The organism is Acinetobacter sp., assembly GCF_049284435.1.
Taxonomy (GTDB): Bacteria; Pseudomonadota; Gammaproteobacteria; order Pseudomonadales; family Moraxellaceae; genus Acinetobacter.
Genome location: NZ_JBAPXX010000140.1, coordinates 36,519 through 47,329, shown reverse-complemented (window position 1 = coordinate 47,329; position 10,811 = coordinate 36,519). Strand labels below are relative to the sequence as shown.

The window sequence follows — 10,811 nt, the reverse complement described above, 5'->3', positions numbered from 1 at the left end:
CCATAGCAAGAGTGAACCACCTGATCCCTTCCCGAACTCAGAAGTGAAACCTCTTAGCGCTGATGGTAGTGTGGGATTACCCATGTGAGAGTAAGTCATCGCCAGCTCATTATTCGAAATACCCCCTCCGCATAGGCAGAGGGGGATTTTTTTATGCGAAAAAATGATAAATAAAACTTCAAAATTAACTCGTTTTATAGCTTTTAAAATGTATCTATTTACCTTTCTCTGCTGAATTTATATTAGAAATTCTGTATCTTGATGTTAATTTGAACAATAAATCAGTAGGGAGAAGATAATGTTGTCGCAATTTAAAATAAAAATTCTACTCAGTTGTTGTGCTTTAGCATTTACTGCCTGTCATGCAGAAAATTCATCTTCTAGAAGTATTCAAGATGCATCTACATCAGCTGCCAAATCCGATCCAGTCTCTTCTAACTTGCAAAAATATAAGACTGAACAGGTTGCTCAATTTAATGAGCCGTGGGCGATTACTACTTTAAATGATGGCCGACTATTGATTACTGAGCGCAAAGGAAAATTGCAGCTCTTTGATCCAAAAACCAAGAAAAAAATTGAAGTTAAAGGCATACCTCAAGTCGCATATGGAGGCCAGGGTGGTTTAGGTGAAGTGGCCTTGCATCCAGATTTTGCAAAGAATCGGTGGGTATATCTGAGCTATGCTGAACAAGGCCAAGGCGGATATGGTGCAGTGGTGATCCGTGGCAAACTGGACTTAAATCAAGCCACCCCTCAATTGACACAAATTGAACGGATCTGGACGCAAGTGCCGAAATTTTCTGGTCAGGGGCATTATGCCCATCGGATTGTATTTGGGCCGGATGGTAAGTTATGGATCAGTTCAGGAGAACGTCAGCAATTCAACCCTGCACAGGACATGCAATCTAATGCCGGTAAAATTATTCGCCTGAATGATGATGGCTCAATCCCTGCCGATAATCCATTTATGACTCAGGGTAAAATTGCCCAGCAGGTCTGGAGTCTTGGACATCGTAATCCTCTAGGCATGGCTTTTGATCCGAAAGGGCAGCTTTGGGTGATCGAAATGGGACCGAAAGGCGGCGATGAACTGAACAAGATTGTCAAAGCTAAAAATTATGGTTATCCACTGGTATCCAATGGCGATCATTATGACGGCAAGCCCATTCCTGACCACAGTACCCGACCTGAATTTGAGGCCCCGGCACTGGATTGGACTCCGGTAATTTCTCCTTCAGATTTAATGTTTTATACTGCTAATGTCTTCCCAAAATGGAAAAATAAAGCGATTGCGACCGGTCTGTCTTCCAAGGCGATTGTGATTGTGGATACGAACCAGACTCCAGTGAAAGAAGTTCAGCGTCTGGATATGAAAGAGCGGATTCGCGGGGTTGCTCAGGTACAGGATGGTTCACTGTGGGTGATTCAAGATGGTCCGCAAGCAGCTCTGTTAAAAATGACGGTACCTTAATCATCTGCTTTTAGGATGCTTATCTGAACATGAAATATTGAATAAGCTGACCATCTGGATAAAAGGATTTTTAAGCGGATGCTGACATGAAAGAAAAAGGCCTCTACATCCTGTGAAGGCCTTTTCATATTCTGTTAAAGGTATATATCTATTATACCGATCAGCATCCTGCTATGTGAATTTTTTTATTTTTCTTACAAGACTTCCTGTCTTGGTATGATCTGAATATAGCCTGAAGCGATACAGCGCAATAGGGCAGTTTAACTGCATGGATTGTAGGTCAAAGCCGACAGTCGAATTTTAAAAAGATAATTTTAAAAATACTGTTTCAAAATGATCATCTGACCAAATCATAAACTGCGGTGATGATTTTGCTGTATTTTAGTGAGAGACTACTCTTTTGATATGTATCAACTGATATAAATAAAAACGTCGATAAAATAATAAAAAGGAAACTCTTATGCCTACGATTCAAATTGAAGTTCGGCAACAATATCCTCAAGCAGTTGAGGAACAATTGCTCAACAACGTATTTCATTGTGTGAAAACCGCCTTTCAGCTGCCTGAATATGATCGTAATATTCGTCTGGTCGTGCATGAAGCGCATCGTTTTCAGTATATGAGTCATTTAGCTCAGCCTGAATATTTTACCTTGATCAGTATTGACTGTTTTGCTGGCCGCAGTCTGGAGACCAAGCGCAATTTGTATCAGCAGATGGTCAAAAGTCTCAGGGAAATCGGTATTCCTGCAGATCATATTCTGATTCATCTGAGAGAAAGTGTATTGGAAAATTGGGGGATACGGGGAGGGCAAGCCGCCTGTGATGTTGATCTCGGGTTTAAGGTTAATGTCTGATGCATCCCGATCAGTATTCAAGTTAAACTTAAAGTTTAAAAACAAAAAAGCCTCAACATCCTGTCGAGGCTTTTCTGGATTTGCTTCTCAGATCTGACTCCTGTCTAATCTGTCAACGTCCTGTTGATTGGCGCTTTTTATTGTTGTGGTATCGCTTTGCAGACTTCCTGTCTGTCTATGTACTCACTATAGCCTCGCATAAAACGACCGCATAGCGGCTAAACTCTGCGCTGCATGTAGGCTAAAACGTACAGGACTGTCGTCCAGTCATTAAGCACTGACATATTGAATCAGTCTATCCACCACAGCTTTTAAGTTTTTATTATCAAATTCATTGCCTTGGAAGGAATAATCTTTGTTGCGTGCAAAAATGTCCCGAATTTCAATCACCGCATTGGTATCCACTAATCCAAGTTGAGTCCCCACTTGACGAATCTGGTCAATCGAACGTGAACCGTTGGTCGCACCATAGCCAATATAAGCTGCCGGTTTGCCTTGCCATTCTTTGCCCAAATAATCCAGGGCATTTTTCAGGGCAGGGCTATAGCCATGATTATATTCAGGGCTAATAAAAATAAAGGCATCGCCCAGCGCAATCTTGTCTGCCCAGTCTTGCTGTTTGGGCTGATCATAAATCCCGGTTAATGGGGGATGAGCACCGCTAAAAAGTGGCAGATCCCACTCTTTTAAATCGACAATTTCAATTTCGAGCGTACTAAAAGCGTAGCTTTTAATTTCCTGCAGAACCCAGTGCGCCACTTTAAGTGCAGTACGCCCCTCACGTATACTGCCTACTACAATATAAATTTTCATGTTTAATCCTTTCTTCGGGTCTTATCATTAAATTAAATTAATCAGATTTCAGAGAGGTGACTAGACATGATTTGTATTCGGAATATAAAAAAGCTCCCGAAGGAGCTTTGTTAAAATCAGGCAATTAGCTGATGCTTTACATCAGTTTAATGCCTTGCTGACCAGCAGGGGTTACTTTAAAGATTTCTACTTCAAAAGTAATATTTTTACCTGCCAATGGATGGTTAAAGTCCACTTCGGTAATGTCATCATTCACCGATCTCACCACGCCATACAAGGTGGCTTTGGCTTTGTCTTCAAACTCGATCATGTGACCTTCGATCGGACGTTCTCCGAACTTCACCGTATCAAATTTCTGGATGTTTTCCGGATTCCAGGGACCAAAAGCATCTTCTGGAGGCAGGCTCACCGTACGACGGTCACCGGCACGTAAACCAAACAGTGCTTTTTCAAAACCAGGCAGTAAATTACCATCGCCAATCACCAGGCTGACCGGTTCTTCACGGCTACGGGTATTGTCAATTTCCACGCCATTTTCGATAGCAACAGAAAAGTGCAGCTCGACTTTAGAACCGTCTGCAACCCGCGTTTCTTCGTTAGGATGAATAAAATCAGTCATGTTGTGCTTTCGCCCGTTGAATTCGATGTTTTTCTAAGAAAAAGGTATCAATCAGCATCAGAATAGTGCCCACAGTAATGGCACTGTCTGCAATATTGAACGCAGGGAAGTGGCTGTTCTGGTAATACACATGAATAAAATCGACCACATAGCCGAGGCTGACCCGGTCGATTAAATTACCGATGGCACCACCCAGAATCAGGGCAATCGCCAGCGGTAAGATTTTCATGTCTTTTGGCATACGCATCAGCCAAAAGACAAAGATCACAGACACTAAACCTGCCAGTGAAGTAAAGAAATAGCGTTGCCAACCACCGGCATCGGACAGGAAACTAAAGGCAGCGCCATAGTTATGTAGCAGTGTCCAATTTAAAAAGGGCAGCACAGGAACAGGATCTGCATAGTTCAGATTTGTCACTGCAATCCATTTGGTCCATTGATCCAGAATGATCGCCAGAATGGCCAGCCCAATCCACCATAAATTATGTGGATAGAACTGGAATAAGCCCTTTTTGGTGTGGGTATTAGGCATATTTTCTCTCTTCGCCTTGGCCTGTAGGAAGGTTGATAATACAACGACCGCATAGACCAGGATGTGCAGAATGTGTATTTACATCTGGTAATACATGCCAGCAACGTACGCATTTTTCGCCATCAGCTGCTGAAACTTTCACATTCAAGCCTTCAAGATCAGACGCTTCACCTTGTGCCGCATCAAACGCATTCACGATCACTTGTGATGTGATCAGTACGAAACGAAGCTCATCACTTAACTTATCTAGCACTGCTTTTAATTCAGCATTTGCCCAAAGTTCAACTTTGGCAGACAAGTTAGAACCGACAGTTTTTGCTGTACGTGCAGTTTCAATGAATTTGTTTACTGCAGATTTCACAGCAATTAGCGTTTGCCATTCCGCTTCAGACACCACATTTGCAGTTGAAGCTACAGGAATATCATACCATTCAGTCGTGAATACGTATTTCTCTGATTGCTCAGGGATTAACGGCCAAGCTTCTTGTGCAGTGAAGCTCAAGATTGGTGACATCCAACGTACAAAGGCTTGTACCAAGTGATACAACGCAGTTTGTGCAGAATGACGTGCTTGCGAATCCGCTTTCGTGGTGTACTGACGGTCTTTGATGATGTCTAAGTAGAAACCACCTAAGTCGTTGATACAGAAATTCGTTAAAGCAGTGGTTACGATATGGAAGTTCATATCTTCGTATGCTTTCTTAATGGTTTCTTGCACTTCAGATGCACGTTGCAAGATGTATTGATCAAGCGCGATCAATTGATCCACTGGCAATGCGTCTGTCGAAGGTTTGAAGCCATTTAAGTTGGCAAGTAAGAAACGAAGCGTGTTACGAATACGACGGTAACCGTCAGACGCACGGCTAAAGATTTCTTTACCAGCAGTCATTTCATAACGGTAATCCGCAGAGGCGATCCAGAAACGTAGACCATCCGCACCCATGTCTTTAATGATGTCTTGTGGCGTGATCACGTTACCGATCGACTTGGACATCTTGCGGCCTTTTTCATCGACCACGAAACCGTGCGTCAACAAGCCTTTATACGGTGCGCGCTCATTGATCGCAATCGAGGTCAGTAATGACGACTGGAACCAGCCACGGTGCTGGTCTGAACCTTCCAGATATAAATCAGCAGGATCAGTCAGTTCTTCACGTTCACGCAGTACGGCATAGTGTGTTGTACCAGAGTCAAACCAAACATCTAAAGTGTCACGAACTGCATTATATTGCTCAGCGTCCGCACCGATAAACTCAGATGCATCACGGTTGTACCAGCCATCAATACCTTCCTGTTCGATCAGTTTTGCCACTTCTTCAATCAGTTCAGGCGTACGCGGGTGTAATTCATTGGTGTCTTTATGCACGAAGAATGGAATTGGCACGCCCCAAGTACGTTGACGTGAGATACACCAGTCCGGACGACCCTCGATCATCGCCTGGATACGGTTTTTACCCCAATCCGGCACGAATTGGATATCATTTTCAATCGCATTCAGTGCATTTTGACGCAGACCTTTGGCATCCATGCTGATGAACCATTGTGGCGTCGCACGGAAGATAATCGGGGTTTTATGGCGCCAGCAATGCGGGTAGCTATGCTTGATCACCACATGTGCCCAAAGCTTGGTCGCTTCAGTTAATGCTGCAATAATTTTTGGATTGGCTTTGTAGATGTGCTCGCCCGGGAAGATCGGTGAAGTCGGTAAATACACACCATTACCGCCGACTGGGTTTTCCACTTTCAAGTTGTACTGTAAACCAACTTTATAGTCGTCCACACCGTGGCCCGGTGCTGTATGTACTGCGCCTGTACCGCTAGCATCGGTGACGTGCTCACCCAAAATCACTGGCACTTGGCGCTCAGCAATTAAAGGATGTTGTAGGATTAATTTTTCAAGTTTTGCACCTGTGAATTCAGCAAGCACTTCAAATGCAGTAAAGCCATAACGCTGAGTCGCAGACTCAACCAATGATTTCGCCAAGATAAAGTTTTGTGGCGCTTTATCTTCCGCTGTTGCTTTCACCAGTTGGTATTCAAGCTCAGCATGCAGTGCAACCGCCTGGTTGGCAGGCATGGTCCAAGGCGTGGTGGTCCAGATCACGATATCCGTGCGATCAGTAACTTCAACACCTAGACGTGCAGACAGGTCTGCCAAATCAACAACGGTGAAACCTACGTCAATTGCATCCGATTTTTTATCTTCATATTCAACTTCAGCTTCAGCCAATGATGAACCACAGTCCAGACACCAGTTGACTGGTTTAAGACCTGGCTCGATATGACCTGCTTTCGCGATTGCACCCAATGAACGTACGATGTCGGCTTCTTGTTTGAAGTTCATCGTTAGGTAAGGATTGTCCCAATCACCGAACACACCCATACGTACGAAGTCTTTCTTTTGAAGCTCAACTTGGGTGTAGGCATATTCACGGCAGGCTTTACGGAAGGTAGATGCATCCACTTTCACGCCGACTTTACCAACTTTTTCTTCGACTTTGAGTTCAATTGGCAAACCGTGACAGTCCCAGCCCGGTACATATGGCGCATCAAAACCATCCATTACACGGCTTTTGATGATGATGTCTTTGAGTACTTTGTTGACTGCATGGCCCAAATGGATTTGACCATTCGCATAAGGAGGGCCGTCATGAAGCACGTATTTTTTCTTGCCAATACGCGATTCACGAATCTGCTGATAAATGTTGTCGGCATACCACTCTTCTAACCATTTCGCTTCACGTACTGCCAAATTTGCTTTCATTGCAAAGTCAGTACCTGGGAGGTTTAGCGTGGCTTTATAGTCCACTGCATTTTCAGGAGTTTGCTTATCGCTCATGCAAGTCGTCTTCCAATCTAATCAGTTATGTCACTGACACGTTTTACAATAAAAATATGGGATATTAAAAGGGAAATGTGGGGTGATTTCGACGAAACTCAAGCAGTTTCTCGACATCATCATCAATTCCGGCTTTTAGCGCTTCAAGCGAAGGATAGTCCTTTTCGCCATGTAAATAGTTTAAGAACGTCACCCGCATCAACAGGCCATACAGATTAGCAGAAACATCTGGAAAATGTACTTCTAATCGCCACTCTGGGTGTGCTTGTTTGATGGCTGGACGTGTGCCGACATGACCCGCCCCAAACAGGGCAGTCGGGTCATAACCTGCAATGCCTGTTTGCGCTGCAGAATTGGCTTTTACTTTGTCTTTTAAGGATTGGGTTTCGCAAATGACTTCAACCCCATAAATTCCCTTGAGGCAGGGCTTATGACGGTTAAGCCGTACATTAATGGTGGGGAAATCAATGGTTCGACCAATCTGATCACCATATTGCACTCGCCCGGTAATGCTATAGGGACGACCCAGCAATTGTGCGGCCAAGGCTAAATCACCGGCTTGCAAGGTCTGGCGAATCCGGGTGGAACTGACGCGTTCACCATCTAGAGCAATGGTATTTAAATTGGTCACTTCAAAGCCGTAATTGCGCAGGAATTCGCTGTTGCCCTGACGGTTTTTACCAAAGTGAAAATCATCGCCTAAGACCAGATGCCGGGCATTCAGTTTTTCTTTTAAAATGTCGGCAAAGGCTTCTGCAGTCAGGCTGCGAAAAGTATGGTCAAATTTCGCCACCGCGATATAGTCCACACCCAGCTCAGTCAGGTATTCGACTTTCTCACGCAAGGATGAAATACGCGGTGGGGCATCATAACCCTGAAAGTATTCAAGTGGTTGCGGCTCGAAAATCATCACTATAGATTTTAAACCTTGTGCTTCAGCCACCTGTTGCAGCTGACGGATCATCGCCTGATGACCTAAATGCACGCCGTCAAAATTACCGATCGTCACGGCAGTTTTGGGTAATTCAGAATGAGAGGCTAAAGCATTTAGACGGAGCAGCTGCATGGGCAAATCAAGTGCTTAGAAATATCGAGAAGCTATATATTGCCATAATCTCGCGCTTTCGTCTTGCTGTTGTGTTTTTATGCAATATTTTTCTTGAAAATTCATCTTCCTTAGAATTGAGCAGTTTTGTTTTTGTAGACATTGATCATGTCTGATCAGGGCACTGGTGCTTTTCATTCAGCCGGTTTTGTTTTCTAATGTCAGGGTTTTTCTTGATATCAGGTGTTTCGAATGTCCGATCTGGCGCTCATCATGGCTCTACCCAATGAATCCAAAGGCTTGTTTGAAGAAGCAGGTATTCAGGTGCATTACAGCGGGATTGGTAAAATCAACGCGGCCTTTAAAGCCTTTGAGGTGATTCAGAACACCGGTTGCAGTACCTTGCTGAATTTGGGAAGCGCGGGGAGTTCGCATTTCAATGCGCATGAACTGGTCGAAGTCACGCAATTTGTACAGCGTGATATGGATGTTTCACCCCTTGGCTTTGAGGTCGGCATGACCCCGATGGATCAGCATTTCCCAGGTGCCATTGAGCTGGATTCTTTCTTTGACCATTTGCCGAAAGGGATTTGTGGGACAGGCGACAGCTTTGAAACCGGTATTTCAAAAGTGGCGTGTAATCTGGTCGATATGGAAGGCTATGCCTTGGCAAAAGTCTGTAAAAAGCTGGGCGTTCGGCTGATTTCAGTGAAATACATTAGTGATGGAGCCAATGAGACTGCGCACCTGGATTGGGAAGAAAATCTGTTATTGGGTGCGAAAAAATTATTAGATTTATATCAAATGGTAAAATAAACAGGAAAGTTAAGTTTGCTCGGCGACCATAGCAGCTATGGTCGTGTGCCAATCAGAAGCAGTTGCTTACTTATCCGTACGTGGAATCACGCCGTATAACATCATGTGTACCGTATGCTGGATAATGCGTTGCTGCATGCTGCGGTTACGCAAGGTTTTACCCGTGACCATTTCCATTTGGGTCGCAAAGTCTGCATAGTTCTGGGTGATGGCCCAAATATTCAGAATCAGTAACTCAGGATCAATATCTGCAGAAATCTTGCCTTGCTCCTGCCAGTTGGAAATCACTTTGGCTTTACGCTTGACCAGTTTTTTCAGCGGACCTTTTAAAATTTCCAGAATATGCGGTGCACCTTGAATCACCTCCAAAGCAAATAAACGGGATGCTTTAGGCTGGGTACGTGACACTTCAATTTTTTGCATCAAATAATTGGTGATCGCTTCTTCAGGCTCAAGTTCAGCTTCAAGGGTTTGTAAAGGCGCCAGCCATTTTTGTAGAACGGTGGTCAACACCTCCACATACAGGGCTTCTTTATTCTCATAATAATAGAAAATATTCGACTTATGCATTTCTGCAATTTGTGCGATTTCATCCAGACTTGCTCCATTAAAACCATATAGGGAAAATACGTCTAGTGCAGCATTTAGCAGCTGATTGCGTTTTTGAGTACTCTTTTTTTGTTCCATTAGCAAATATAAAAAACAATGAAAAAGGGAATCCTCAATTGTACGGCAAATCATCAGATTTGTGCACACAGTCACAGGCTAATTTTTTGAATAATGATGATTTATTCTCTAGATCAATATTTAAAACAGGCTAAATGCATCTACACCAGAAGAAAAATTCAAGTTTCTGAAAATACTTCATTTATTCATCTTTTTTCTTCATCAATGGAAGAGAAGAATAATGCTGAAATGACTCTGATAAAAATGTCTTCTTATTGAGACAAAAGCATTTTTTATAAAAATAAGACCCAAAACCATGCGCGATTTTGGGTTGGATTGGATATTCAGGTCGCTAAAACTGCTTGCAAGACCTGCTGTTCCAGTTCTGCAAATTTCACACTTTTTTGCCGGGGACGTGGCAAATTGACCCTAAACTCTTTGGCAATATGGCCTTTGTCCAGCAAGATAATCCGGTCTGCCAACTGCACTGCTTCACTCACATCATGCGTGACCAGAATGGCGGTAAAGCCTTGCTCGGTCCATAGATGTTCAATCAGGTTCTGCATTTCCAGACGTGTCAGGGCATCCAGAGCGCCGAGCGGTTCATCCAGCAGCAGAATACGTGGCTGATGCGATAATGCCCTCGCCAAGGCGGTACGTTGCCGTTGTCCTCCGGAAAGCTGGGAAGGCCACAGTCCGGCTTTTTCTTTGAGCCCGACCTCTTCCAGCATTTGAGAGGCTTTGACATGCTGCTCTTTGCCAAGGCCTAACTGCACATTCTGTTCGATGTTACGCCAAGGCAGCAGGCGAGGATCCTGAAACATCACCCGGATATCATCGGCAGTAATGCCTTCACGGATATGCCGGGCTGACTTAAACCTGATTTCACCGTAGCTCTGTTTTTCCAAGTCGGCAATCAGGCGCAATAAGGTACTTTTACCACAACCGCTGCGACCGACAATTACCAGAAATTCACCAGGTTGGATATGCAGGTCCAGATCTTCCAGAACCTTGACCGAACCATAAAACTTATGCAGCTGTTCAATGATAATTTCGGCACCGATCACTGCAGCAGGATTGATATCTGCGATAGGTAGTTCGAGTGGTGCAATCGGGTCATTAACATGACGTCCTAAACTGAGATCAGTCATTAC

10 protein-coding genes and 1 rRNA gene are annotated in these 10,811 nt (G+C 44.0%); 4 read left to right on the top strand and 7 right to left on the bottom strand.

Annotation, left to right across the window (positions count from 1 at the left end; all coding sequences use genetic code 11):
* From rrf to WAK81_RS12375, 3 genes are all read left to right on the top strand, one after another.
* A 5S ribosomal RNA gene (rrf, locus tag WAK81_RS12385) occupies nucleotides 1-107 on the top strand; the annotation flags it as partial.
* Nucleotides 108-298: 191 nt separating this feature from the next.
* Nucleotides 299-1,471: a PQQ-dependent sugar dehydrogenase gene (locus WAK81_RS12380; protein ID WP_422197178.1), complete on the top strand. Its 1,173-nt coding sequence runs from the start codon at nucleotides 299-301 to the stop codon at nucleotides 1,469-1,471.
* 460 nt (nucleotides 1,472-1,931) lie between these two features.
* Nucleotides 1,932-2,327: a tautomerase family protein gene (locus tag WAK81_RS12375; RefSeq protein ID WP_422197176.1), complete on the top strand. Its 396-nt coding sequence runs from the start codon at nucleotides 1,932-1,934 to the stop codon at nucleotides 2,325-2,327.
* A gap of 270 nt (nucleotides 2,328-2,597) precedes the next feature.
* Here WAK81_RS12375 and WAK81_RS12370 read toward each other — a convergent pair whose 3' ends face one another.
* From WAK81_RS12370 to ribF, 5 genes are all read right to left on the bottom strand, one after another.
* Entirely contained in the window at nucleotides 2,598-3,140 is a 543-nt protein-coding gene (locus WAK81_RS12370) for an NADPH-dependent FMN reductase (RefSeq protein ID WP_422197174.1), read from the bottom strand.
* 136 nt (nucleotides 3,141-3,276) lie between these two features.
* On the bottom strand, nucleotides 3,277-3,759 hold the full coding sequence (locus WAK81_RS12365; RefSeq protein WP_004281217.1) for an FKBP-type peptidyl-prolyl cis-trans isomerase: 483 nt from the start codon (nucleotides 3,757-3,759) through the stop codon (nucleotides 3,277-3,279).
* The gene (gene lspA, locus WAK81_RS12360; protein ID WP_422197171.1) at nucleotides 3,752-4,291 is read right to left on the bottom strand and encodes a signal peptidase II; all 540 of its coding nucleotides are present in this window, start codon (nucleotides 4,289-4,291) and stop codon (nucleotides 3,752-3,754) included. The genes WAK81_RS12365 and lspA overlap by 8 nt, the downstream gene beginning before the upstream one ends.
* Nucleotides 4,284-7,130, bottom strand: coding sequence for an isoleucine--tRNA ligase (ileS, locus tag WAK81_RS12355; protein ID WP_422197169.1), 2,847 nt, complete (start codon nucleotides 7,128-7,130; stop codon nucleotides 4,284-4,286). Before ileS ends, lspA begins: the two co-directional genes overlap by 8 nt.
* 64 nt (nucleotides 7,131-7,194) lie before the next feature.
* Nucleotides 7,195-8,196, bottom strand: a complete 1,002-nt coding sequence (gene ribF, locus WAK81_RS12350) for a bifunctional riboflavin kinase/FAD synthetase (RefSeq protein WP_422197167.1) — start codon at nucleotides 8,194-8,196, stop codon at nucleotides 7,195-7,197.
* A gap of 231 nt (nucleotides 8,197-8,427) precedes the next feature.
* Between ribF and WAK81_RS12345 the strand changes: the two genes are divergently transcribed.
* Entirely contained in the window at nucleotides 8,428-8,991 is a 564-nt protein-coding gene (locus tag WAK81_RS12345; protein ID WP_422197165.1) for a 5'-nucleosidase, read from the top strand.
* A 66-nt stretch (nucleotides 8,992-9,057) separates the two neighbouring features.
* Here the strand turns inward: WAK81_RS12345 and WAK81_RS12340 are convergent, their stop codons facing one another.
* Both WAK81_RS12340 and WAK81_RS12335 read right to left on the bottom strand, forming a co-directional pair.
* On the bottom strand, nucleotides 9,058-9,678 hold the full coding sequence (locus WAK81_RS12340; protein ID WP_004281222.1) for a TetR family transcriptional regulator C-terminal domain-containing protein: 621 nt from the start codon (nucleotides 9,676-9,678) through the stop codon (nucleotides 9,058-9,060).
* Nucleotides 9,679-10,001: 323 nt separating this feature from the next.
* Nucleotides 10,002-10,808, bottom strand: coding sequence for an ABC transporter ATP-binding protein (locus WAK81_RS12335; protein ID WP_422197163.1), 807 nt, complete (start codon nucleotides 10,806-10,808; stop codon nucleotides 10,002-10,004).
* Nucleotides 10,809-10,811 lie beyond the last annotated feature (3 nt).